This window comes from Streptomyces sp. NPDC055632 (genome assembly GCF_053618675.1).
This window is the reverse complement of sequence record NZ_JBSHHY010000002.1, coordinates 260,061-283,177: the sequence shown is the minus strand read 5'-3', so window position 1 is coordinate 283,177 and position 23,117 is coordinate 260,061. Positions and strand designations below refer to the sequence as shown.

Sequence of the window (23,117 nt, the reverse complement as noted above, 5' to 3'; positions counted from 1 at the left end):
CGCGGGCCCCGCCGGACAAGGCCCTAAGGGGTCTCGATCTCCGCGTACCGCTGGATCCACGCGTGCATGGCGATGGCGGCGGCCGCTCCCGCGTTGATCGACCGGGTGGAGCCGAACTGGGCGATCGAGCAGACCGTCTCCACGTGGGCGCGGGCCTCCTCGGTGAGCCCGGGGCCCTCCTGCCCGAAGAGCAGCACGCAGCGGCGGGGGAGCACGGTCCGTTCGAGGGGCACGGCGCCGGGCAGGTTGTCGATGCCGATGACGGGCAGGCCCTCGGCCGCCGCCCACGAGGTCAGCGACTCGGTGTCCGGGTGGTGGCGGACGTGCTGGTAGCGGTCGGTGACCATGGCGCCGCGCCGGTTCCAGCGGCGCCGGCCCACGATGTGGACCTCCTTGGCCAGGAAGGCGTTGGCGGTCCGCACCACCGAGCCGATGTTGAAGTCGTGGCCCCAGTTCTCCACCGCCACGTGGAAGTCGTGGCGCCGGGTGTCCAGGTCGGCGACGACCGCCTCGCGCGTCCAGTACCGGTAGCGGTCGACGACGTTGCGCCGGTCGCCGCCGGCGAGCAGTTCGGGGTCGTACCGCTCGCCCTCGGGCCACGGCTCCGGGTGCGGCCCGACGCCGACCTCGGTACCGAACCCCTCGTCGTACTGGACGGGCTCCGGCTCGGGTCCGGCGGTCTCCTGCCCGGTCCCGGGCGTCTCTTCGGTGGTGCTCACCCGACGAGGGTACGGGGGGCGCCCTCCCCGTCCGCACGGCGTTCCCCGTCCGCACGGCGCTGCTCGGGCAGCGTCCCCGCCGGCGTCCGCCGCAGCAGCCGGTCCCTCACCCGCGTCACCCGTGTGCCCAGGGCCACCAGGAAGACCGTCGGCAGGAACACCGCGTCGGCGGAGATCATCGCCATCGAGAAGATCGGCAGGCCGAGGAGCAGGGCGATCCCGGCGTGCTCCAGCATCATCGCGACGAGGAGGACGTTCTTGACCTTGCGGTTGAAGAGCGTGAAGGGGAAGGCGACCTGCACGATCACCGTGCCGTAGGTCAGCACCATCACCATGATCCCGCCGGCGGCGAGCAGCTCGGAGAGGGCGGGCCAGGGCGTGAAGTAGTCGAGGTGGAGCGGGTAGAACAGCGCGGTGCCGTCCTGCCAGCGCGAGCCCTGGATCTTGTACCAGCCGGCCGTGGCGTAGATCAGGCAGACCTCCGCCATGAGCACCAGCAGGGTGGCGTTGTGCGCGAGGTTGGCGAGGGCGTCGAGCAGGGTGCGGGGCTCCCCCGGGGCGTACCGGCGGACCAGCCACCACAGCGCGTTCCCCAGCCAGAGCACCCACAGCAGCAGCAGCGTCCACCACTCGCCGCTGACGTCGGAGAACCAGGTGGCGGCCACGAGGAAGCCGCCGAGCACGGTCCACAGCAGCGGGCCGGTGAGGTCGCGGCGCGGGGGCTCCCCGGCGCGGGCGGCGCGGTCCTCGCGGGCCGCCCGCCGGGCGTCGAGGGACCACACCTGGGAGCAGCGGGTCAGGACGAGGTAGATCGCGGCGAGGTGGAGGACGTTGTCGCCGCCGTCGCCCACGAAGACGGCGCGGTTCTGGAGCGAAAGGACCCCGACCATGAAGACCACGGAGACGGCCCGGGTGCGCCAGCCCACCAGGAGGAGGGCGGTGGAGAGCACCGCGAGTCCGTAGACGATCTCGAACCAGATCCGGCCGTCCGACCACATGAGCACGGTGAAGGCCCGGTTGTCGGCGATCAGCCGCTCGGCCATCCCCCACGACCAGGGGCTTTCGGAGCCGTAGAGCTGGTGGCGGTGCGGCAGCTCGCGCAGCAGGAAGAGCAGCCAGGTCAGCGAGAAGCCGATCCGTACGATCGCGCTCTGGTACGGGCCGAGGGAGCGGCCGGTGACGTTCTGGACGGCGCGGGCGAGCCGGCGGTCGAAGGGCTCACGGGCACGCGCACGCGTGGGCGCGGACGTCGGCGTCGGGACCGGGGCGCTCATCGGGCCTCCTCCGTGCGGTGCGGGGCCGCGTCCGCGCTCTTCCGGTCGGCACCGGTGTCGGCGGACCGGTCGGCGTCGGTGATCCGCCACCACGGGAGGTCGCGGTAGGTGGGGGACGTCTTCGGCTTCTCGGTGCCCCACCGCGGCGCGGGGACCGGCCGGTTGACGGCGCGGAGCTGGACGCGCCGCACGTCGGAGCCGGCGAGGGCGGGCAGGGCGTCGAGCCGCTGCACCGCGATCCGGCGCATGTACTGCTCCGAGAGGCGGCCGCGCAGCCCGTTGGGGCGGTGGTCGTCGGAGTGCGAGTTGAAGTAGAAGTCCACGGCCCTGCGGAGCTGGTTCTGCTGGGTGTGGCTCGGCATCGGGTTGTGGCGGATGGCCTCGATGTCCTGGACCGTGAGGTCGATCCAGCCGGTGGTCCGGCGGGTACCGTCGGCGGCGGTGATCTCGGCGCGGGCCTCGACGGAGACGTTCTGCTGGAGCGGGTTGGGCGCGAAGAGCTTCCAGTTCTGCTCGAACTCGGGGTAGATCCAGTCGTCGACGGCCTGGCCGTTCTGCTTGGTCAGCGTGTTGGACGGCGCCACGTGCAGGAAGACCATCGCCAGGTGGACGCAGGCGAAGACGCCGACGACGGCGAGCGCGACGGCGACGACGACCTGGTACGGCAGGGACAGGGCCATGATCCCGCCGCCCGTCCCACCCGTACTGCCTACCCCGCCCGTACTACCCGTCCCGCCCGTACTGCTCGCCCCGCCCGTTCCGCCCGTATCGGCTGCTCCGGCGGCCTGCGGGGACGCGGGGTCCGGGTGCGCGGGCGGCGGTTCCTCCGGGGGCGTCCGCCGGTCGTCCCCCACCTCGACCGCGTCCTTTTCGACGTACGCGTCCATCCCGCCCCGATCCCGATCGGCCCACCTCGGTTATCCACAGGGTTGACACCATACGGGCCGCCGTCTCACCATTGAAGCCAATGAACCGAACGATCGGTCGGTAGGGGATCTGATGACCGCAGTGACGGCAGGAACGGCAGGGACCGCGAGCACGGCGGGCGGCGCGGGCACGACCGGCGCGGCGGACGCGGCCGCGGTGGAGGCGGCCGCCCACGAGGCCGTGTTCGACGCCGCCGTCGCCGCCGACGAGCGCATCGAGCCGCGCGACTGGATGCCCGAGGCCTACCGCGCCTCGCTCGTCCGGCAGATCGCGCAGCACGCCCACTCCGAGATCATCGGCATGCAGCCCGAGGCGAACTGGATCACCCGCGCGCCCTCGCTGCGCCGCAAGGCGATCCTGATGGCCAAGGTGCAGGACGAGGCCGGCCACGGCCTCTACCTGTACAGCGCGGCGGAGACCCTCGGCACCAGCCGGGACGAGCTGCTCGACAAGCTCCACTCCGGCCGCCAGAAGTATTCCTCGATCTTCAACTACCCCACGCTGACCTGGGCCGACGTCGGCGCGATCGGCTGGCTGGTGGACGGCGCCGCGATCACCAACCAGGTCCCCCTGTGCCGCTGCTCCTACGGCCCGTACGCCCGCGCGATGGTCCGGGTCTGCAAGGAGGAGTCCTTCCACCAGCGGCAGGGGTACGAGGCGCTGCTCGCCCTGTCGAACGGCACCGAGGCCCAGCACGCCATGGCGCAGGACGCGGTGAACCGCTGGTGGTGGCCCTCGCTGATGATGTTCGGCCCGCCGGACGACGAGTCGACCCACACCGCCCAGGCGATGGCCTGGAAGATCAAGCGCCACTCCAACGACGAGCTGCGGCAGCGCTTCGTCGACATCGCCGCACCGCAGGCCGACGCGCTCGGCCTCACCCTCCCCGACCCGGACCTGCGGTGGAACGAGGAGCGCGGGCACTACGACTTCGGGCCGATCGACTGGACCGAGTTCTGGGACGTCCTCAAGGGGAACGGCCCCTGCAACGACCAGCGGCTGAGCAGGCGGCGCCAGGCCCACGAGGACGGCGCCTGGGTCAGGGAAGCGGCGGCGGCCTACGCGGACAAGCACACCGGCGGGAACAACGGGAAGGCACAGGCATGACGAGCGACGGTTGGCCGCTGTGGGAGGTGTTCGTGCGCTCGCGCCGCGGACTGTCCCACACCCACGCGGGCAGTCTCCACGCGCCCGACGCGGAGATGGCCCTGCGCAACGCCCGCGACCTGTACACCCGCAGGAGCGAGGGCGTCTCGATCTGGGTCGTGCCCTCCGCGGCGATCACCGCCTCCTCGCCCGACGAGAAGGACCCCTTCTTCGACCCGGCGGCGGACAAGCCCTACCGCCACCCGACGTTCTACGAGATCCCGGAGGGGGTGAAGCACCTGTGAGCACCCCCGACATCCGCGAGGGCGCCGGCACCCGCGAAGGCGCCGCCGCCGTGCCCATCGGCGCGGCCCTCGCCCTCGGCGACGACGCCCTGGTCCTCTCCCACCGCCTGGGGGAGTGGGCCGGCTCCGCCCCCGTCCTGGAGGAGGAGGTCGCCCTGGCCAACATCGCGCTCGACCTGCTCGGCCAGGCCCGCGTCCTGCTCTCCCTCGTCGGCGACGAGGACGAACTGGCCTACCTCAGGGAGGAGCGCTCCTTCCGGAACGTCCAGCTCGTCGAGCAGCCGAACGGCGACTTCGCCCACACCATCGCCCGGCAGCTCTACTTCTCCACCTACCAGCACCTGCTGTACGGGCGGCTGGCCTCCGGCGACGGGCCCTTCGCCGGCCTCGCGGCGAAGGCCGTCAAGGAGGTCGCCTACCACCGGGACCACGCCGAGCACTGGACGCTGCGCCTCGGCGACGGCACCCCCGAGAGCCACGGGCGGATGAGCCGGGCCTGCGAGGCCCTGTGGCGGTACACCGGCGAGCTGTTCCAGCCGGTCGAGGGGCTCGACGTGGACCACACGGCCCTGGAGAGCACCTGGCTGGAGTCGGTGACGGACGTCCTCGGCAGGGCCACGCTCGACGTGCCCTCCGGGCCGCGCACCGGCGCCTGGAGCGCGGGCGCGGGCCGGCAGGGCCTGCACACCGAGTCCTTCGGGCGGATGCTGGCCGAGATGCAGCACCTGCACCGCAGCCACCCGGGGGCGTCGTGGTGACCATGACGGCCCTGGAGGAGGAGCTGAGCCGGGTCGCCGGCTCCGTCCCCGACCCGGAGCTGCCCGTCCTCACCCTGGAGGAGCTGGGCGTGATGCGGGGCGTCCACGTCACCGGCCCCGGCCGGGTCGAGGTCACCCTCACCCCTACGTACACGGGCTGCCCCGCGATCGAGGCCATGTCCTCGGACATCGAGCGCGCGCTCCACGACCACGGGGTCCCGGAGGTCTCCGTCGTCACGGTCCTCACCCCCGCCTGGTCCACCGACGACATCAGCGAGGAGGGGCGGCGCAAGCTCACCGAGTTCGGCATCGCCCCGCCGCGCCCGCAGGGCCCGGCCGGCGGCCCGGTGCCACTGACGCTGGCGATCCGCTGCCCGCACTGCGGCTCCACCGACACCGAGCTCCTGAGCCGCTTCTCCTCCACCGCGTGCAAGGCCCTGCGCCGCTGCACCGCCTGCCTCGAACCGTTCGACCACTTCAAGGAGCTGTAGATGGTGTCCTCAGGCGCGGGACGGGCCGGGTTCCATCCGCTCGCGGTGAGCGAGGTCGAGCGGCTCACGGACGACTCCGTGGCCGTCACCTTCGCGGTCCCGCCCGAGCTCCACGAGACGTACCGGCACCTGCCCGGCCAGCACCTCGCGCTGCGGCGCACCGGCGAGCGGGGCGAGGAGGTCCGGCGCACGTACTCGATCTGCGCCCCCGCCGCCCCGGCCGGCGAGCCGCCCGTCCTGCGCGTCGGCATCCGGCTCGTGGACGGCGGCGCGTTCTCGACGTACGCGCTCAAGGAACTGGCCGTGGGCGACCTCGTCGAGGTCATGGAGCCGACGGGCCGCTTCACGCTCGCCCCGCGCCCCGGCTACTTCGCGTCCGTCGTCGGCGGCAGCGGCATCACCCCGGTGCTCTCGATGGCGGCCACCCTGCTCGCCCGCGAACCGGGGGCCCGGTTCTGCCTGGTCCGGAGCGACCGCACCGCCGCGTCCACGATGTTCCTGGACGAGGTGGCCGACCTCAAGGACCGCTACCCCGGGCGCTTCCAGCTCGTCACCGTGCTCTCCCGGGAGGAGCAGCAGGCGGGTCTTCCGTCGGGCCGGCTCGACCGCGAGCGGCTCGCCGGGCTGCTTCCCGCGCTGCTGCCGGTCGGCGATGTCGACGGCTGGTTCCTGTGCGGCCCGTTCGGGCTCGTGCAGGGCGCCGAGCGGGCGCTGCGCGACCTGGGTGTCGACCGGAGCCGGGTCCACCAGGAGATCTTCCACGTCGACGACGGCTCCGCGCCCGCGGCCGCCCCGGCGGCCGACGCCCCCGCGCACGCCACCCTGACCGCGACCCTGCACGGCCGGTCCGGCACCTGGCCGGTGGAGCGGGGCGAGACCCTCCTGGACACCGTGCTCCGCGCCCGCGCGGACGCCCCGTACGCCTGCAAGGGCGGGGTGTGCGGCACCTGCCGGGCCTTCGTGGTCGGCGGTGAGGTGCGGATGGACCGCAACTTCGCCCTGGAGCCGGACGAGACGGAGGCAGGTTACGTCCTGGCCTGCCAGTCCCGCCCCACCACCGCCGACGTGGAGCTGGACTTCGACCGCTGACGGGGCCGGCCCGGAGGGAACGGGAGAACGGCGCGGGGGCCGGGAGGGATCAGAGGACGAACGCCTGGGCGCCGTTATCCGTCACCATCGGACGCCCGGCGCCGTCCCAGGCGATCATCCCGCCGTCGATGTTCACCGCGTCGAAGCCCTGCTGGACCAGGTACTGCGTGACCTGCGCCGACCGGCCGCCCACCCGGCACATCACATAGGCCCGGCCGTGCTCGGCCAGGGACTCCGTGACCTCGCCGAAGCGGGCCACGAAGTCGCTCATCGGCACGTGCACCGCGCCCTCGACGTGACCGGCCGCCCACTCGTTGTCCTCCCTGACGTCCAGCACCAGGGCATCGGCCGGCACGGAAGCCGCGTCCACCGAGGGCAGCGGGGAGAAATTCATGGGACCGGCCTTCTCTCGTCAGAACCGCCCGAAGGGGCTCGGGCGCACGGAAAAACCTACTGCACCAGACCGGACAGCTCGGTCTCCCGCTCGGAGACCTGCGCGAGCAGCTGCTCCGCGATCTCTTCCAGGAGCCGGTCCGGGTCGTCCGGCGCCATCCGCAGCATCGCGCCGATCGCGCTCTCCTCCAGCTCGCGCGCCAGCGCCGACAGCATGTCCTTGCGCTCCGCCAGCCACTCCAGGCGCGCGTACAGCTCCTCGCTCTCGCTGAGCCGCTCCTCGGCCGGTGCCGGACCGGCCTCCCACTCGGCGGACAGCTCGCGCAGCAGCCCCTCGTCGCCGCGGGCGTAGGCGGCGTTCACCCGGGTGATGAACTCCTCGCGCCGCTTCCGCTCGCCCTCCTCGCGGGCCAGGTCGGGGTGGGCCCTGCGGGCCAGCTCGCGGTAGAGCCTGCGGGCCTCCTCGCTGGGCCTGACCCGCTTCGGCGGCTGGACCGGCCGCTCGGTGAGCATGGCCGCCGCCTCGGGGGAGAGGCCGTCGGTGTCGATCCAGTCGTGGAACAGCTCCTCCACCCCGGGCATCGGCATGACGGTCGCCCGGGCCTCCTGGGCCCGCCGCAGGTCCTCGGGATCGCCGGTGCGCGCCGCACGGGCCTCGGCGATCAGCGCCTCCAGCTCGTCGAGCCGCGCGTACATCGGGCCGAGCTTCTGGTGGTGCAGCCGGGAGAAGTTCTCCACCTCGACCCGGAAGGTCTCGACGGCGATCTCGAACTCGATCAGCGCCTGCTCGGCCACCCGCACGGCACGTTCGAGCCGCGCCTCGGGCCGCTCGTCGCCCCCGGCTTCCGCTCCCTGCTCCAGGCCCTGGTCCACGTCGCTGTCCTCGCTCCGGCTCGTCACCCTCCCAGCGTAAGGGGCCGGAGCACCGGCCCCCGCGCGGGAGTCAGACGCCGAGCTCGGCCGCCACGCGCCCGGAACGGACGGCGGAGAGCAGGTCGGCGTGATCGGCCGTGGTGCGGTCCGCGTACGCGACGGAGAAGGAGGCGACGGCCTCGTCCAGCTCCTCGTTCTTGCCGCAGTATCCGGCTATCAGGCGCGGGTCGGCGCTGTGGGCGTGGGCGCGGGCGAGCAGGGCGCCGGTCATCCGCCCGTAGTCGTCGACCTGGTCGGCGCCGAGCGCGGCGGGATCGACGCTGCCCTTGCGGTTGCGGAACTGACGCACCTGGAACGGGCGCCCCTCGACCGTGGTCCAGCCGAGCAGGATGTCGCTGACGACCTGCATCCGCTTCTGCCCGATCACCACGCGCCTCCCCTCGTGGCCCGCGTCCCCCACCGGGAAGCCGGCGGCCGGGAGGTGGGGGAGCAGGGCCGAGGGCCTGGCCTCCTTGACCTGGAGCACCAGCGGCTCGCCCCGGTGGTCGAGGAGCAGGACGACATAGGAGCGGGTGCCGACGCTGCCGGTGCCGACCACCCGGAAGGCCACGTCGTGGACGGCGTACCGCGCGAGGAGCGGCAGCCGGTCCTCGGACACGGTCTCCAGATAGGTCCCGAGGGAGGCGGCCACCAGGGCCGCCTCGGCGTCCGGGACCCTCCGCAGCACCGGAGGGGCGTCGACGAACCTGCGGCCGCCGCCCTCGGCGTCCGCCACGGCCTCGGTCGACCGGGCGGCGAACCGGGCGCTGGTGTTGTTGCGGGCCTTGGTGGAGACCTTCTCCAGGATGCCGAGGAGATCGTGTGCGTCGGCGTGGGAGACGAGTTCCTCGTCGGCGATCGCGTTCCAGGCGTCGGCGGCGGGGAGCCGGGCGAGCAGGCGCATGGTGCGCCGGTAGGCGCCGACGGCGTCGAAGGCGGCGGCCCGGCAGACCTCCTCGCTCGCGCCGACCTCCCGTCCGGCGAGCACGAGGGAGGTGGCGAGCCGCTTGAGGTCCCACTCCCAGGGGCCGACGACGGTCTCGTCGAAGTCGTTGAGGTCCATGACGAGCCGGCCGCGCGCGTCCCCGTAGAGGCCGAAGTTGGCGGCGTGCGCGTCGCCGCATATCTGCGCGGCGATCCCGGTGACGGGGGTCCCGACGAGGTCCTGGGCCATCAGTCCGGCGGATCCGCGCAGGAAGGCGAACGGGCTCGCCGCCATCCTGCCGACCCGTATCGGCGTGAGCCCGGGGACCCGGCCGAAGTTCGACTCCTCGACGGCGCGGACGGCGTCCGGACGGTCGGCGACGACGTCCTGCCGGACGTGCGAGGAGCGGGGGACCCGCTCGCGCAGCGCCCTGCCCCGCTCCTTGAGGGAGGAACCGGTCCCCGCGGCCGCCCGGCGCGCGAATCCCGGCACGTGCGGGACGCGCTCCACGTCCGGCGCCACCCCGCCCGTACCGCGCTGTTCCGGCACGACAGCCGTGATCACGTCCATGGGACGCCCTCCCCCGATGCGATGCTCGTCCTCGTTCGGCCCTGACGGTACCCCCGCCGCCGATCGGCCGTCTCCCCCTGTGGACGAGCACCTGTGGACAACTCCCCGACGTGGGGACCGGGCGGGACTCAGACCGCGACGGCCTCCTCCATCTCCTCCTCTGCCTCGGCCTTCTCCTCCTCGGAGGACCCGACGACGGACCCACCTGAGGACCCGCCAGCGGACGCGGCAGAAGGCCCGGCGGAAGACCCGGTGGAAGACCCGGCGACGGACGCCCCCGCGGCCTGCTTCGCGCGCCGCGCCTCCGCGAGGCCCGCGACGGTCACGAGGGCGGCGCCGACGAGGAACCAGAGGGCGAGGACGAGGACGTTCCCGCCGAGGGCGTGGCCGTCGAAGTACACGTGGGAGCGCACGCCCTCGACGAAGCCCGCGCCGTTCCAGAAGGCGTGCAGGGCGCCGAAGAAGCCGGGCTGGAGCTCGGGCCGGTAAATGCCCCCGGAGCTCGTGAAGTTGAGCATGACGAAGAGGACCATCACGCCGAGCGTGGTCCAGCGGCGCAGGAAGGTGTGCAGACCGACGCCGACCAGCAGGATGCCCGCCGCGTACAGCCAGGACATCGCCCAGACCCCGCCGAGCCCCCGGTCGACCAGGTGGAAGACCGGCCCGGCGAAGAGGGTGCCGATCAGGCTGACGACGAACGACATGCCGGCGGCGAGAAGGACCCTGATCCGCATGGGCAGGACGGCTCCGGCGCCGCCGATGACGGCGACCGAGGCGTACGCGCCGATGCTGAGGGCGACCAGGAGGAAGAAGACGCCCTGGCCGGTGGGGTCGCCGGAGGCGGTGGGGGCGACGTCGGTGACCTCGAGCGGGGCGCCCTGCGCGGCGGCGACCTTGGTGAACACCTTCTCGACGGCCATGGCGCTGGTGTCGGAGGAGCCCGAGGCGACGAGGAGTTCGGGCTTCTCGCCCGGCACGTAGGCGCCGAAGCTGTGCTGCTCGCGAAGCGCGGTGACGGCCGTCTCCCGGTCGGCGACGGTACGGACGTCGAGGGCGCCCGCTCCCTTGTCCTGGAGCGACTGGGCGAGGACCTGGGTCGTGGGCCCCGAGCCGACGACGTCGACGCGCAGATCGTGGGGTTCGGGGGCGTGGAAGGCGCCGAGATAGGCGAGTCCCATGCCGACGCACATCAGCAGGGGGGTGAGCAGATGACCGAGGACGTGCTTCAACGCTCCCCTGGTGTTCGGTCCTGCGGACACCGAGACCTCCATGGTTGGCTTTTACAACTAAGGAACCGTTGTACTATACAACCGAAAGGCCGTGGTGGGCGAACAGCGCCCGCACGACGACGAGGGAGCCCCCATGACCGGCGGCGTGGAACCACCCCGTAAGGCGTCCCTGGACGTCATCCAGCGCGAGCTGACGGCCTTCGCCCGCCGGGCCCGTGCCGCGGCGGCCCGGGTCCATCCCGAGCTCCCGCTCGTCTCGTACACGCTCCTCGCCCACATCGAAGAGCGGCACGGCTGCCGCGCCACCGATCTCGCGGCCCACTACCTGCTGGACAAGTCGACGGTCAGCCGCCAGCTCGCGGGCCTGGAGAAGCTCGGCTTCGTGGAGCGCCGCCCGGCCCCCGACGACCACCGCGTGCAGGTCCTGCACGCCACGGAGGCGGGCACGAAGGTCCTCGCCTCGGCCCGGACGAACCGCCAGGCGGCCTACCAGGAGCGCCTCAAGGACTGGTCCGCCGAGGACCTGGCCCACTTCGCCGCGTACCTCCTGCGCTACAACGACGCCGGCGCGAGCGGCCTCCCGGACCACCCCGCGAGCTGACCCGGGCCCCACGCCCCCGCGCCCCAGACCCCGCGCCGCCCCGTCCCCGCCCGGTTCCTGCCCCGTCCCCAGCCCCAGCCCCAGGTTCCAGACCCGATCCAGGTTCCAGACCCAGCCCAGGTTCCAGATCCGGCCCACGTTCCAGACCCGGTCCCGGTCCCGGTCCCGGCCGACCCCGTCGCCCCCCCCTACAGCCCCGCGTCCCGCGCGAGCAGCGCCGCCTGGACCCGGTTCTCGCAGTCCAGCTTGGCCAGGATCCGGCTCACGTACGTCTTCACCGTGCCCTCGCTCATGTGCAGCCGCTTCCCCGCGTCCGCGTTGGAGAGCCCCTCCCCGAGCAGCGCCAGGACGTCCCGCTCCTTCTCGCTCAGCGCCGCCACCCGCCCCCGGGCCTCCTCGGCGCGGGCCGCCTCCCGCCCCTTGGCGAGCCGCTCCACCACGTGCCGGGTCGCCGCGGGCGACAGGTACGCGTCGCCCGCCGCAGCGGCCCGCACCGCCCCGATCAGCTCCGCGGGCGCCGTGTCCTTCAGCAGGAACCCGGCACCCCCGTGCTCCAGCGCCCGCAGGACGTTCTCCCGCTCGCCGAAGGTCGTCAGGATGATGACCCGGGCCGCGGGCGCCGCCCGCCGCAGCTCCGGCAGCGCCGAGAGCCCGTCGAGGACCGGCATCTGGATGTCGAGCAGCACCACGTCGGCGGCGTGCGCCCGTGCCGCCTCGACCGCCGCCCGCCCGTCGGCCGCCTCCCCGACGACCTGGATCCCGGGGTCCGAGATGAGGATCATCCGGATCCCGGCCCTGATCAGCGGCTCGTCGTCGGCGATCACGACCCTGATGGGCTGCCCTGCCACAGCTTCTCCCCCACGGCTCCGGTACGAGCGGCCGCGCTACCGCTGCTCGGCCATGTACGACTTCTTCTCGATCAGCTTGCCGTCCTTGAAGCAGAACCGGAAAACGGGCTCCTCGTCCCAGCTCTCGCTCGTCTCCGAGGACAGCAGCATCAGGCACTCGGATCCTTCCGGCCGCGCGGGCCCCGAGCCCTGGAGGCCGACCGTGGCTATCGAGTCGCCGGAGGGCAGTTGGGCACGGACCTCCTGCTCGCTCGCCCCGACCTTCACCGCCTCGTACTCCGCGGGCTCGATCATCCCCTTCTCCAGCGACCCGATCAGGAAGTAGAGGCCGAAGCCCCCCGCCACCAGAAGCAGGACGAGCGCCCCGAACGCGATCCCGCATCCCAGCGCGACCCCCCTGCCCGTGCTCGCGCCCCTGCCCCCACGCATCGCCATCGCCAACTCCCGCTCGGTGAAAGTCCAGTCGGCCGGTCCGGCCACTACCGGACGACCGTCTCCCACCAGCGGTTCCGTGGTCTGCTGCCGGAAGTCGTCGGCCGCATCGACCAAAGGCACCGCCTCCGCGACCGGCGCCGCCCCGTACGGCAGCATCCCGGCCACCCGGAACCCGCCGCCGTCGGCCGGCCCCGCGTGGCACATGCCGCCCACCAGCCGGGCCCGCTCGACGAGGCCGGTCAGCCCCTGACCACCGCTCACCATGTCCTCGGCGGGCCCGTCCGCCGGCTCCTCGTTGACGACCTCCACCACGAAGGCGTCCGGCTCGTACCGCAGTTCGACGCCGATCGGCGCTCCCGGGGCGTACTTGTAGGCGTTGGTCAGGGCCTCCTGCGCGATCCGGTACGCGGCGTGGTCGGCCGCCGGCGCGAGCGGCCGCTCCTCCCCCGTCCGCCGCAGCCCGACCTCGGTGCCGGCCGCACGGGCCGCCGCCACGAGCCCCTCGATGCCGGCGATCCCCCGGGCCGCCCTCCCCGTCTCGTCCCCGGCGGGCGCGGGCGCCGCCGCGGTCCCGTTCGCCGCCCCGACCCCGTCGCGGAGTATCCCGACGACCTCCCGCAGCTCGTGCATCGCGGTCACCGAGGCGTTCCGCAGGACGCCGACCACCTCGCGCTGCCGCTCGCTCAGCTCCCGGTCCACCTCCAGGGCTCCCGTGTGCACGGCGATCAGGGCCAGTTGGTGACCGAGGCTGTCGTGCATGTCCTGGGCGATGCGCTGCCGTTCCCGCAGCCGCGCCTGCCAGACCACCATGGTCCGCTCGCGCAGCAGTTGGGCGTTGCGCTCCTGGAGCGCGTGCAGCAGGGTCCGCCGCTGGGTCCAGTAGCGGTGGGCGAGCCCGGGGGCCAGGGTGGTCCCCAGGTAATAGAGGGTCGCCATGAAGACGACGGTGAAGAGCCGCTGCCGGTCCCAGGTGTCCAGGAGCGTCCCCCCGACGTCGAGGACGAAGGCGGCGATGAACGCGGCCAGCGCCCGTCCGGCGCTCGCGATGTACCGGCCGGCCGACCAGCCGGCCACGATCAGCAGCGGGCCGAACCCGGCGACGAAGGGGGAGAGCGCCGCCGTCAGGACGAGCACGCTCGCGGGGAGCCGCCGTCGCAGCAGCGACAGCACGGCGGCACCGGCGGCGACCGCCGCCAACCGCCACCCCTCGCCGCCCAGCAGCTCCTCGGTCCCGGCGGCGAGCAGCCCCACGACCACGGCGAGCGCCACCTCACCGGTGGTCCTGCGTCCCGACCACTGTCCGGGCACCGCGAACCAGGCCCACCCGGCGGCGAGTGCGGCCCCGATCCCGTACGAACCCCGGTCCCCCGACTTCGACAAAGCGTCCACGCCCGCACCCTAGGCACCGGTCCCACCGCCGGCCTTCCCCCTTTCGTCGCACTCGCCCACGACGAAGGTCTCGCACCCGGCACGAAGAGCGGGTGCGAGCGGACGAGAACGAGGGCAAGGAAGACGGAAGAAGAGGAGGAGGACCACCTGTGGAGTACCTCACACCACCCGTCCGGCAGGTGCCGGGAAAAGCGAGAAGGCCGACACCATCTTCATGGTGCCGACCTTCTCATCGGTACATCTGGAGCGATGCTCCTGGTGCGCGAGGGGGGAGTTGAACCCCCACGCCCTTTCGGGCACTGGAACCTGAATCCAGCGCGTCTGCCTATTCCGCCACCCGCGCATTGGGTGTGCTCCGGACTCTCTCACTTTTCGGTGGGAGCGCCTGGCGACATCAGAAGATTAGCACGTCGCAGACCGTGGATTCACATCCGTTGTTTCGGCTCCACTCGCGGAGACCAAGGTGTCCAGGGTGAGGGAGTGACAGGAGGACGGACGGGGGTAGGCCGGAGCGGAGAGGACGGAGGGAGGAGGGGAGGGGAGGGCCGAGCGGTCGGACGAGGAGGGACCGCCGGAGAGGACGGACGGGGGAAGAGCGGGAGAAGCCGGGGAAGAGGAAGAGCGGTGGGAGCGGGGAAGAGGACGGGCGGGGGAAGCGGGAGCGGGGAGGGGAACGCGGGAGGAACGGGGACGGACCGCCCGGACCCCGGACCGCGCCCCACTTCCACAGCCGGGTGCGGGACACTGTCCACAGGCCGCCTCTACGATCCGTGGGGGCAACCTGTGAGAGGTGACACTCGTCCACAGGGCAGAGAAGGGGAACCAGCCGATTTCCCGACGCGTGGATACGATCAGTAAGCAGTACCAGGACGGCAACGACGGAGGAGGTGCCCCATGGGAGTCCTGAAGCGTTTCGAGCAGCGTCTCGAAGGTCTGGTCAACGGCACCTTCGCCAAGGTCTTCAAGTCCGAGGTCCAGCCTGTCGAGATCGCCGGCGCTCTCCAGCGCGAGTGCGACAACAACGCGCAGATCTGGAACCGCGAGCGGACCGTCGTGCCCAACGACTTCATCGTCGAGCTGAGCACGCCGGACTACGAGCGTCTCAGCCCCTACTCGGGCCAGCTCGGCGACGAGCTCGCCGGCCTGGTCAGGGACTACGCCAAGCAGCAGCGGTACACCTTCATGGGGCCGATCAAGGTCCACCTGGAGAAGGCCGAGGACCTCGACACCGGCCTGTACCGCGTCCGCAGCCGCACGCTGGCGTCGAGTACGTCACAGTCCCAGCCGCCCGCGGCCGGACAGCAGCAGGGCCGCGACGGCTATGGGTACCCCCCGGCCGGCGCCCCGCCCATGCCCGCCTCCCCGCCCCCCGGCGCGCCCGGCCACCGGCCGTCGGCCGCCGCGGGACGTCCCGGCGCCATGCCCGGTCCCGCCACCCACGGCGGGGCGGGCACCCAGGTGCGCCGCTGGATCGAGATCAACGGCACCCGCCACCAGATCTCGCGCCCGACCCTGGTCCTCGGCCGCAGCACCGACGCGGACGTGAGGATCGACGATCCCGGCGTCTCCCGCCGGCACTGCGAGATCCGGACCGGAACGCCCCCGACGATCCAGGATCTCGGATCCACCAACGGCATCGTGGTGGACGGGCAGCACACCACCCGCGCTACGCTCCGCGACGGCTCGCGGATCGTCGTGGGCAGCACCACCATCGTTTACCGGCAAGCCGAAGGGTGAAGCGGGGGCAATGTCAGAGCTGACCCTTACGGTCATGCGGTTGGGTTTCCTGGCCGTTCTGTGGCTGTTCGTCATCGTGGCCGTGCAGGTCATCCGCAGCGACCTCTTCGGTACGCGGGTCACCCAGCGCGGTTCGCGGCGCCAGGAGGCGCGGCCCCAACAGGCCGCGCGCCAGGCCGCCGCGCCCCCGCAGCAGCGCGGCCAGCAGCAGAGCACGGGCGGTCGCCAGCGCCGTGGCGCCCCGACCAAGCTCGTCGTCTCCGAGGGCACCCTCACCGGCACGACCGTCGCCCTCCAGGGCCAGACGATCACGCTGGGCCGGGCCCACGATTCGACGATCGTCCTCGACGACGACTACGCCTCCAGCAGGCACGCCCGGATCTACCCGGACCGGGACGGCCAGTGGATCGTCGAGGACCTCGGGTCCACCAACGGCACGTACCTCGACCGGTCCCGTCTGACCACCGCCACGCCGATTCCGCTGGGCGCGCCGATCCGCATCGGCAAGACCGTCATCGAGCTGCGGAAGTAGTGGCTGCATCATGAAGAGGCGCGAGCGGAGCGAGCGAGCCGGGACGGTCCCCGTCGCGGGACGTGCCGCACTCGCGGCCGGAGTGGCCGGAGCGGTTGAAGCGTCCGGAGCGACTGAAGTGACCGGAGCGACCGGAGGGTGGGCAGTGTGGGTCGAGACCGGCTGTACCCCGATGCAGCGTCGACAGGGCAGGTGCGCATGACTCTGTCGCTGCGATTCGCCGCGGGCTCGCACAAGGGCATGATCCGCGAGGGCAACGAGGACTCCGGCTACGCCGGTCCCCGGCTGCTCGCCATCGCCGACGGCATGGGCGGCCAGGCCGCCGGTGAGGTCGCCTCCTCCGAGGTGATCTCCACCCTCGTCACGCTCGACGACGACGTCCCCGGCTCCGACATCCTCACCTCGCTCGGCACGGCGGTGCAGCGCGCCAACGACCAGCTGCGGATGATGGTCGAGGAGGACCCGCAGCTGGAGGGCATGGGCACCACGCTCACCGCCCTCCTGTGGACCGGCCAGCGGCTCGGTCTGGTGCACGTCGGCGACTCGCGCGCCTACCTGCTCCGCGACGGCGTCCTCACCCAGATCACCCAGGACCACACCTGGGTCCAGCGGCTCGTCGACGAGGGCCGGATCACCGAGGAAGAGGCCACCACCCACCCGCAGCGCTCGCTCCTCATGCGCGCGCTCGGCAGCGGCGACCACGTCGAGCCCGACCTCTCCATCCGCGAGGTCCGGGCCGGCGACCGCTATCTGATCTGCTCCGACGGCCTGTCCGGCGTGGTCTCGCACCAGACCCTCGAGGACACCCTCGCCAGCTACCAGGGCCCGCAGGAGACCGTGCAGGAGCTGATCCAGCTCGCGCTGCGCGGCGGCGGTCCCGACAACATCACGGTGATCGTCGCCGACGTCCTCGACGTCGACGGCGGCGACACCCTCGCCGGTCACCTCAGCGACACCCCGGTCATCGTGGGCGCGGTCGCCGAGAACCAGGCCCAGCTCAACGACGGCGGGGCCATGCAGACCCCGGCCGGCCGCGCCTCCGGGCTCGGCCGCCACGCCTCCCACCGGCAGCCCCCGGCCGGAGGCTTCGGTCCGCCCGGCAGCGGCGACGACCACGGTTACGGCTACGACGGGATGCCCCCGGAGGGCTCCTTCGAGTCGTACACCGAGGACGACTTCGTCAAGCCGCGCAAGGGCCGCAAGTGGCTCAAGCGCTCCTTCTTCCTCCTCCTGGTCCTCGCCCTCCTCGGCGGCGGCCTCTACGGCGGCTGGCGCTGGACGCAGACCCAGTACTTCGTGGGGTCCAAGGACCAGCACGTGGCGCTCTACCAGGGCATCAGCCAGGACCTGGCGTGGGTCTCGCTGTCGAAGGTCGAGAAGGACCACCCCGAGATCGAACTCAAGTACCTCCCCGCCTACCAGCGGAAGCAGGTCGAGGACACGATCGCGGGCGGCAGCCTCGTCAAGGCCCGGACGAAGGTCTCCGAGCTGGCCGTGCAGGCCTCCGCGTGCAAGAAGACCGAGGAGCGCCGCGCCGCCGCCGAGAAGGCCGCCGACCAGGCCAGCAAGCCGCCGGCCCAGAAGCCCGACGGCACCGCCCCCGACCCCAAGCCCACCACAGCCACTCCGTCCCCGGGTCCCACCCTCACGGGGGAGGAGCAGAAGCTGGCCTCGAACTGCGGCAAGCAGTAAGCACCCGTAGGGGGCCTTCACCACCATGAGCGTTGTCACCAATACGACCACCATCGGCGCGATCGAGGCGCCGAGCCGCCGCAACACCGAGCTGGCGCTGCTCGCGTTCGCCGTCATCATCCCGGTGTTCGCGTACCTCAACGTCGGTCTGGCCATCGACGGCAAGGTCCCGGCCGGCATGCTCGGGTACGGACTCGGCCTCGCCCTCCTCGCGGGCGTCGCGCACCTGGTGGTGAGGAAGTGGGCGCCGTACGCGGACCCGCTGCTGCTGCCCCTCGCGACGCTGCTGAACGGCATGGGCCTGGTGCTGATCTGGCGGCTCGACCAGTCGCCGCGGCTGATCGCCACCTCGATGCGGCGGTACGGCAGCTTCAGCCCGGACGCCCCCAGCCAGATGATGTACTCGGCGATCGGCATCGCCATGTTCGTGGGCGTGCTGCTGCTGCTCAAGGACCACCGGGTCCTCCAGCGCTACACGTACATCTCCATGGTCGTGTCCCTCGTCCTGCTGCTGCTGCCGCTCGTGCCGGGCCTCGGCATGGACAGCTTCGGCGCCAAGATCTGGATCCGGGTCGCCGGCTTCTCGATCCAGCCGGGCGAGTTCGCGAAGATCGTCCTCGCGGTCTTCTTCTCCGGCTACCTCATGGTGAAGCGCGACGCGCTCGCCCTGGCCAGCCGCCGCTTCATGGGGCTCTACCTGCCCCGCGGCCGCGACCTCGGGCCGATCCTGACGATCTGGGCGGTCAGCCTCCTCATCCTGGTCTTCGAGAACGACCTCGGCACCTCGCTGCTGTTCTTCGGCATGTTCGTGATCATGCTGTACGTGGCGACGGAGCGGACCAGCTGGATCGTCATGGGCCTCCTGATGTCCGTCGCGGGCGCGGTGGGCGTGGCGTCCTTCGCGAGCCACGTGCAGGCCCGTGTCGACGCCTGGGCCGACCCCTTCGGCTGTGCCACGGAAGGCGTCGCCGCCTGTCAGCAGATGACCCAGGTGCTGATGTCCTTCGGCTCCGGCGGCATCCTCGGCACCGGCCTCGGCCAGGGCAACTCCGACCTGATCGGCTTCGCGGCCAACTCCGACTTCATCTTCGCCACGGTCGGCGAGGAGCTGGGCCTCACCGGTGTGATGGTCTTCCTGCTCTTCTACGGCCTGATCGTCGAGCGCGGCATCCGTACCGCCCTCGCCGCCCGCGACCCCTTCGGCAAGCTGCTCGCGATGGGCCTCTCCGGCGCCTTCGCGCTCCAGATCTTCGTGGTCGCCGGCGGTGTGATGGGCCTCATCCCGCTCACCGGCATGACCATGCCGTTCCTCGCGTACGGCGGTTCCTCCGTGATCGCCAACTGGGCCCTGATCGGCATCCTGATCCGGATCAGCGACACCGCGCGCCGTCCCGCGCCCGCGCCCGCCCCGTCCCCCGACGCCGAGATGACCCAGGTGGTCCGTCCGTGAACAAGCCGCTGCGCCGGGTCGCGATCTTCTGCGGCCTGCTCGTCCTCGCCCTGCTCGTGCGGGACAACTGGATCCAGTTCGTCCGCGCCGACGAACTGAGCACCCACGCCTCCAACCGGCGCGTCCAGATCGAGCGGTACGCCAACGAGCGCGGCAACATCATCGTCGACGGCAAGCCGATCACCGGCTCCGTCGACTCCAAGGACGAGTACTACAAGTACAAGCGGACCTATCTCGACGGCCCCATGTGGGCCCCGGTCACCGGCTTCGCCTCGCAGGCCTACGACGCCACCCAGATCGAGAAGCTCGAGGACGGCATCCTCACCGGCAACGACGACCGGCTCTTCTTCGACCGCACCCTCGCCATGTTCACCGGCGAGAAGAGGAAGGGCGGCGACGTCGTCACCACCCTGAACGGCGCCGCGCAGAAGGCCGCCTTCGAGGGCCTCGGGAACAACACCGGCGCCGTCGTCGCCATCGAGCCGAAGACCGGCAAGATCCTGGCGATGGCCTCCACGCCCTCCTACGACCCCTCCTCCATCGCCGGCTACTCCGGCAAGGACGAGAAGGCGTGGATCGCCCTTGAGAAGGACAAGAACAAGCCGAAGCTGAACAGGGCGCTCCGCGAGATCTACCCGCCCGGTTCCGTCTTCAAGGTCGTCACCGCCGCCGCCGCGCTGGAGGCCGGCAAGGTCACCGACATCAACGCGCCGACCGAGACCCCCGAGGGCTGGAAGATCCCCCTCTCCACCAAGGAGATGGTCAACCACGCCAGCGGCTGCGCGAACGCCAGCCTGAACCGGGCGCTGGAGATCTCCTGCAACTCGGTCTTCGCGAAGCTCGGCGACGACGTCGGCCGCGACAAGATGGTCGAGACGGCCGAGAAGTTCGGCTTCAACGCCGAGCAGTACACCCCGGTCCGCTCCGTCGCCTCCGTCTACGACAAGAGGGCCGACCGGGGCGGCAACGCGCTCTCCTCCATCGGCCAGTTCAACACCGCGACCACCCCGCTCCAGATGGCGATGGTCACGGCGGCGATCGCCAACGACGGCAAGCTGATGAAGCCGTACATGATCGACGAGCTGCGCGCGCCCAACGTCGACCTGGTCAAGAAGAACGAGCCCGAGGAGATGAGCCGCCCGGTCTCGCAGGAGACCGCCCAGAAGCTCCAGCAGATGATGGAGAACGTCGTCTCCAACGGCACCGGCGGCAACGCCGACCTGAAGACGGACGGCGTGAAGGTCGGCGGCAAGACGGGCACGGCCCAGCACGGCGAGAAGAACGCCAAGCGTCCCTACGCCTGGTTCATCTCGTACGCGAAGACCTCCGAGGGCTCCCCGGTCGCGGTCGCCGTCATCGTGGAGGACTCGGCGGGCACGAACCGCGAGGACATCAGCGGTGGCGGTCTGGCCGCCCCGATCGCGAAGGCCGTGATGAAGGCGGTCCTGAAGACCCGGGGCTGACCCCCGAACCCGGCGGGAACCCCGTAAGGACCCCGTAAGGGCCCGACACGGGCCAGGTACCGGTCGGGTATCAGCTACCGGCCCCGGGCGGAACGCCTGCCCGGGGCCGGTAGCGTATGCGCGAACAGCACACACCGCCGGACCACCCATGGGTGCGGTCGGGACAGACGGAGAGGGCTGGATTAGCTATGGAAGAGCCGCGTCGCCTCGGCGGCCGGTACGAGCTGGGCTCGGTGCTCGGCCGTGGTGGCATGGCCGAGGTGTACCTCGCCCAGGACACCCGGCTCGGCCGCACCGTCGCCGTGAAGACGCTGCGGGCCGACCTGGCCCGTGACCCGTCCTTCCAGGCCCGGTTCCGCCGTGAGGCACAGTCCGCCGCCTCGCTGAACCATCCGGCGATCGTCGCGGTCTACGACACCGGCGAGGACTACGTCGACGGGGTCTCCATCCCGTACATCGTGATGGAGTACGTCGACGGGTCGACCCTGCGTGAGCTGCTGCACTCCGGGCGCAAGCTGCTGCCCGAGCGCACCCTCGAGATGACGGTCGGCATCCTCCAGGCGCTGGAGTACTCGCACCGCGCCGGCATCGTGCACCGCGACATCAAGCCGGCGAACGTCATGCTGACGCGCACCGGCCAGGTCAAGGTCATGGACTTCGGCATCGCGCGCGCCATGGGCGACGCGGGCATGACCATGACGCAGACCGCCGCGGTGATCGGCACGGCCCAGTACCTCTCCCCGGAGCAGGCCAAGGGCGAGCAGGTCGACGCCCGCTCCGACCTGTACTCCACCGGCTGCCTGCTCTACGAGCTGCTCACCGTCCGTCCCCCGTTCATCGGCGACTCCCCGGTCGCGGTCGCGTACCAGCACGTCCGCGAGGAGCCGCAGCCGCCGAGCAACTTCGACCCCGAGATCACGCCCGAGATGGACGCCATCGTCCTCAAGGCGCTGGTCAAGGACCCCGACTACCGCTACCAGTCCGCCGACGAGATGCGCGCGGACATCGAGGCCTGCCTCGACGGCCAGCCGGTCGCGGCCGCCGCCGCGATGGGCATGGCGGCCGCGCCCGCGTACGGCGGGGGCTACGGCGGCTACCCGCCGGAGGACCAGCCGACCACGGCCCTGCGCCAGGCCGATCCGGGCGGCCAGACCGCCATGCTCCCGCCGGTCAACCCGAACGACGGCGGCTACGGCTACGACGACCGCCCGGACCGCCGTCGCGGGAGCGGTGGCCAGAAGAAGTCGAACACCTCGACGATCCTGCTGGCCCTCGCCGGCGTCCTGGTGCTCATCGGCGCGATCTTCATCGGCGTCGCGGTCTTCGACAAGAAGGACGGCGCGCAGCCGGTCACGGTGCCGAACCTGGTCGGCGAGAAGCTGGACGTCGCGACGAACCGCGCCGCCAACGTGAACCTGAAGGTCGAGCAGGCGGGCACGGAGCGCTGCGAGCAGCCCGCCGGCGCCGTCTGCCGTCAGGACCCGGTCGCGGACAACGTGACGAAGCTGGAGCCCGACAGCACGATCAAGGTGTTCCTCTCCGAGGGCGCACCGCTCGTGGAGGTCCCGGACGTCCAGGAGCAGTCCCAGGAGCGGGCCACGAAGTCCCTGGAGGACAAGGGCTTCAAGGTCAAGGTCGAGGAGGAGGAGTCCGACGAGGACCCCGGCTCGGTCCTGCGCCAGAACCCGGGCGGCGGCACCAAGGCGGAGAAGAACTCCGAGGTGACGATCACCATCGCGAAGAAGAAGCTGTCCCAGCTTCCCAACGTGAAGGACCGCGCCTACGACCAGGCCGTCCAGCAGCTGAACACGGTCGGCTTCACCAACGTGGTCAGGGAGGACGTCGACTCCGACAAGCCCGCGGGCACCGTCGTCGACCAGACCCCGCAGGGCGACTCGAACCAGCCGAAGGACGTCCAGGTCACGCTGAAGGTCTCCAAGGGCCCGCAGCAGACGCAGGTCACGATCCCGGACGGCCTCGCGAACCGCCCCTTCAAGGACGTCAAGGCGCAGCTCGAGGGCATGGGCCTGACGGTCGTCCAGAAGGGTTCGGACAAGGAGGACGCGCTGGTGGTCGCCACGAACCCGGGCGCGAACACCCCGGTCAACACCGGCTCCTCGGTGGACGTCTTCACCATGGGCGGCGGCTTCCCCAGCAACCCCGGTGACGGCAACAACGGGGACGACCACGGCGGCAACAACAACGGTGGCGGCGGCCTGTTCGGCTGATCACCGCCCGCCCGTACGACGGGAGAGCCCCGGCATCCGGAAGGACGGATGCCGGGGCTCTCCC

General features: G+C 71.8%; 21 protein-coding genes and 1 tRNA gene. 12 read left to right on the top strand and 10 right to left on the bottom strand.

Features of this window, described 5'->3' with window-relative positions:
• Positions 1–23 precede the first annotated feature (23 nt).
• From ACWGSR_RS03860 to ACWGSR_RS03850, 3 genes are read right to left on the bottom strand one after another with little or no spacing between them, the layout of a single operon-like run.
• Positions 24–719: a TrmH family RNA methyltransferase gene (locus tag ACWGSR_RS03860; RefSeq protein ID WP_376231706.1), complete on the bottom strand. Its 696-nt coding sequence runs from the start codon at positions 717–719 to the stop codon at positions 24–26.
• Positions 716–1,993: an HTTM domain-containing protein gene (locus ACWGSR_RS03855; protein ID WP_376231703.1), complete on the bottom strand. Its 1,278-nt coding sequence runs from the start codon at positions 1,991–1,993 to the stop codon at positions 716–718. Before ACWGSR_RS03855 ends, ACWGSR_RS03860 begins: the two co-directional genes overlap by 4 nt.
• Entirely contained in the window at positions 1,990–2,880 is an 891-nt protein-coding gene (locus tag ACWGSR_RS03850) for a DUF5819 family protein (RefSeq protein WP_453563307.1), read from the bottom strand. Before ACWGSR_RS03850 ends, ACWGSR_RS03855 begins: the two co-directional genes overlap by 4 nt.
• 112 nt (positions 2,881–2,992) lie before the next feature.
• Here ACWGSR_RS03850 and paaA point away from each other — a divergent pair, with 112 nt between their 5' ends.
• Genes paaA through ACWGSR_RS03825 form a run of 5 tightly spaced genes read left to right on the top strand, consistent with a single transcriptional unit; the run spans position 2,993 to position 6,649 of the window.
• Positions 2,993–4,027 (top strand): 1,2-phenylacetyl-CoA epoxidase subunit PaaA, encoded by a 1,035-nt coding sequence (gene paaA / locus ACWGSR_RS03845; protein ID WP_453563306.1) that lies wholly within the window; start codon positions 2,993–2,995, stop codon positions 4,025–4,027.
• Positions 4,024–4,311 carry a 1,2-phenylacetyl-CoA epoxidase subunit PaaB gene (gene paaB, locus ACWGSR_RS03840; protein ID WP_030206642.1) on the top strand — a complete coding sequence of 96 codons (288 nt, stop codon included), beginning with the start codon at positions 4,024–4,026 and terminating at the stop codon, positions 4,309–4,311. Before paaA ends, paaB begins: the two co-directional genes overlap by 4 nt.
• Before the next feature lie 50 nt (positions 4,312–4,361).
• Positions 4,362–5,069, top strand: coding sequence for a 1,2-phenylacetyl-CoA epoxidase subunit PaaC (gene paaC / locus ACWGSR_RS03835; RefSeq protein ID WP_453563645.1), 708 nt, complete (start codon positions 4,362–4,364; stop codon positions 5,067–5,069).
• A complete protein-coding gene (paaD, locus tag ACWGSR_RS03830; RefSeq protein WP_376231696.1) occupies positions 5,063–5,560 on the top strand; it encodes a 1,2-phenylacetyl-CoA epoxidase subunit PaaD in 498 nt (165 codons plus the stop codon). Before paaC ends, paaD begins: the two co-directional genes overlap by 7 nt.
• On the top strand, positions 5,561–6,649 hold the full coding sequence (locus tag ACWGSR_RS03825) for a 2Fe-2S iron-sulfur cluster-binding protein (protein ID WP_453563303.1): 1,089 nt from the start codon (positions 5,561–5,563) through the stop codon (positions 6,647–6,649).
• 49 nt (positions 6,650–6,698) lie between these two features.
• On the opposite strand, the gene ACWGSR_RS03820 is transcribed toward ACWGSR_RS03825, so the two are convergent.
• From ACWGSR_RS03820 to ACWGSR_RS03805, 4 genes are all read right to left on the bottom strand, one after another.
• Complete coding sequence (locus ACWGSR_RS03820) at positions 6,699–7,043, bottom strand: rhodanese-like domain-containing protein (RefSeq protein ID WP_376231691.1); 345 nt, start codon at positions 7,041–7,043, stop codon at positions 6,699–6,701.
• 56 nt (positions 7,044–7,099) lie between these two features.
• A complete protein-coding gene (locus ACWGSR_RS03815) occupies positions 7,100–7,915 on the bottom strand; it encodes a hypothetical protein (protein ID WP_376231835.1) in 816 nt (271 codons plus the stop codon).
• 70 nt (positions 7,916–7,985) lie between these two features.
• On the bottom strand, positions 7,986–9,449 hold the full coding sequence (locus tag ACWGSR_RS03810; RefSeq protein WP_453563302.1) for a DUF2252 domain-containing protein: 1,464 nt from the start codon (positions 9,447–9,449) through the stop codon (positions 7,986–7,988).
• Between the two features lie 128 nt (positions 9,450–9,577).
• Positions 9,578–10,720 carry a hypothetical protein gene (locus ACWGSR_RS03805; RefSeq protein WP_453563300.1) on the bottom strand — a complete coding sequence of 381 codons (1,143 nt, stop codon included), beginning with the start codon at positions 10,718–10,720 and terminating at the stop codon, positions 9,578–9,580.
• A 91-nt stretch (positions 10,721–10,811) separates the two neighbouring features.
• On the opposite strand from ACWGSR_RS03805, the gene ACWGSR_RS03800 reads away from it, so the two are divergent.
• On the top strand, positions 10,812–11,279 hold the full coding sequence (locus ACWGSR_RS03800) for a MarR family winged helix-turn-helix transcriptional regulator (RefSeq protein ID WP_453563298.1): 468 nt from the start codon (positions 10,812–10,814) through the stop codon (positions 11,277–11,279).
• Positions 11,280–11,467: 188 nt separating this feature from the next.
• On the opposite strand, the gene ACWGSR_RS03795 is transcribed toward ACWGSR_RS03800, so the two are convergent.
• The 3 genes from ACWGSR_RS03795 to ACWGSR_RS03785 all read right to left on the bottom strand — a co-directional run bounded on the left by ACWGSR_RS03795 (position 11,468) and on the right by ACWGSR_RS03785 (position 14,294).
• Positions 11,468–12,127: a response regulator transcription factor gene (locus ACWGSR_RS03795; RefSeq protein ID WP_376231681.1), complete on the bottom strand. Its 660-nt coding sequence runs from the start codon at positions 12,125–12,127 to the stop codon at positions 11,468–11,470.
• A gap of 36 nt (positions 12,128–12,163) precedes the next feature.
• The gene (locus tag ACWGSR_RS03790; protein WP_453563297.1) at positions 12,164–13,951 is read right to left on the bottom strand and encodes a sensor histidine kinase; all 1,788 of its coding nucleotides are present in this window, start codon (positions 13,949–13,951) and stop codon (positions 12,164–12,166) included.
• Between the two features lie 256 nt (positions 13,952–14,207).
• Positions 14,208–14,294, bottom strand: a tRNA-Leu gene (locus ACWGSR_RS03785).
• A 551-nt stretch (positions 14,295–14,845) separates the two neighbouring features.
• On the opposite strand from ACWGSR_RS03785, the gene ACWGSR_RS03780 reads away from it, so the two are divergent.
• The 6 genes from ACWGSR_RS03780 (at position 14,846) to pknB (ending at position 23,053) form a co-directional block, all read left to right on the top strand.
• Positions 14,846–15,688, top strand: a complete 843-nt coding sequence (locus ACWGSR_RS03780) for an FhaA domain-containing protein (protein ID WP_376231674.1) — start codon at positions 14,846–14,848, stop codon at positions 15,686–15,688.
• A gap of 10 nt (positions 15,689–15,698) precedes the next feature.
• Complete coding sequence (locus tag ACWGSR_RS03775) at positions 15,699–16,220, top strand: FHA domain-containing protein FhaB/FipA (RefSeq protein WP_366373242.1); 522 nt, start codon at positions 15,699–15,701, stop codon at positions 16,218–16,220.
• Positions 16,221–16,418: 198 nt separating this feature from the next.
• On the top strand, positions 16,419–17,912 hold the full coding sequence (locus ACWGSR_RS03770) for a Stp1/IreP family PP2C-type Ser/Thr phosphatase (protein ID WP_453563294.1): 1,494 nt from the start codon (positions 16,419–16,421) through the stop codon (positions 17,910–17,912).
• Positions 17,913–17,937: 25 nt separating this feature from the next.
• Positions 17,938–19,362, top strand: a complete 1,425-nt coding sequence (locus ACWGSR_RS03765) for an FtsW/RodA/SpoVE family cell cycle protein (protein WP_376231669.1) — start codon at positions 17,938–17,940, stop codon at positions 19,360–19,362.
• On the top strand, positions 19,359–20,825 hold the full coding sequence (locus ACWGSR_RS03760) for a peptidoglycan D,D-transpeptidase FtsI family protein (RefSeq protein WP_376231667.1): 1,467 nt from the start codon (positions 19,359–19,361) through the stop codon (positions 20,823–20,825). Before ACWGSR_RS03765 ends, ACWGSR_RS03760 begins: the two co-directional genes overlap by 4 nt.
• Before the next feature lie 188 nt (positions 20,826–21,013).
• A complete protein-coding gene (pknB, locus tag ACWGSR_RS03755; RefSeq protein WP_376231665.1) occupies positions 21,014–23,053 on the top strand; it encodes a Stk1 family PASTA domain-containing Ser/Thr kinase in 2,040 nt (679 codons plus the stop codon).
• Positions 23,054–23,117: the final 64 nt, after the last annotated feature.